Annotated in this window: 1 protein-coding gene; it reads right to left on the bottom strand. The window is 76.1% G+C overall.

What is annotated here, in order from left to right; genetic code table 11:
• Positions 1–91: 91 nt before the first annotated feature.
• Positions 92–319, bottom strand: a complete 228-nt coding sequence (locus DKL51_RS25980) for a CDGSH iron-sulfur domain-containing protein (RefSeq protein WP_109947261.1) — start codon at positions 317–319, stop codon at positions 92–94.
• Positions 320–398: the final 79 nt, after the last annotated feature.

Genomic DNA, 398 nt, shown 5'->3' with positions numbered 1-398 from the left:
CCACGGTGCCGGCGGAGCGCGCCGCGCCCGGCCGGCTCGCCGCCGTCGCCTGACCCGCCGGGGCATCCTCCGGCGCCGCACCACCGGGCGGTCAGCCCTGGCGGTCGGTGCCGGCGTGGAAGTTGATCGCCTTGTGGGTGCCGTCGCAGAAGGGCTTCAAAGCCGACTTGCCGCATCGGCAGAGCGCCACCGTGCCCCGCCGCGTCTCGATGGACCGTCCCTCGGGGGTGACCAGGGCGAAGTCGCCGCGGACCAGCAGCGGGCCGTCCGGGTAGGGGGTGATGGTGGCGGCCGGGGGCCTGCTGTCCTCTGCACGCATGGGCGGTGAAGTGCCCGCGCCGGTGCTGCCGAAACCAGTCCGGGAAGGGGGTTCGCGCCCGGGACGGCGGCACACGGCG

Source organism: Micromonospora globispora, assembly GCF_003857015.1.
Classification (GTDB): Bacteria; Actinomycetota; Actinomycetes; order Mycobacteriales; family Micromonosporaceae; genus Micromonospora; species Micromonospora globispora.
Note: the sequence above shows the minus strand (reverse complement) of the source record. Positions and strands in the feature narration are given on the sequence as shown.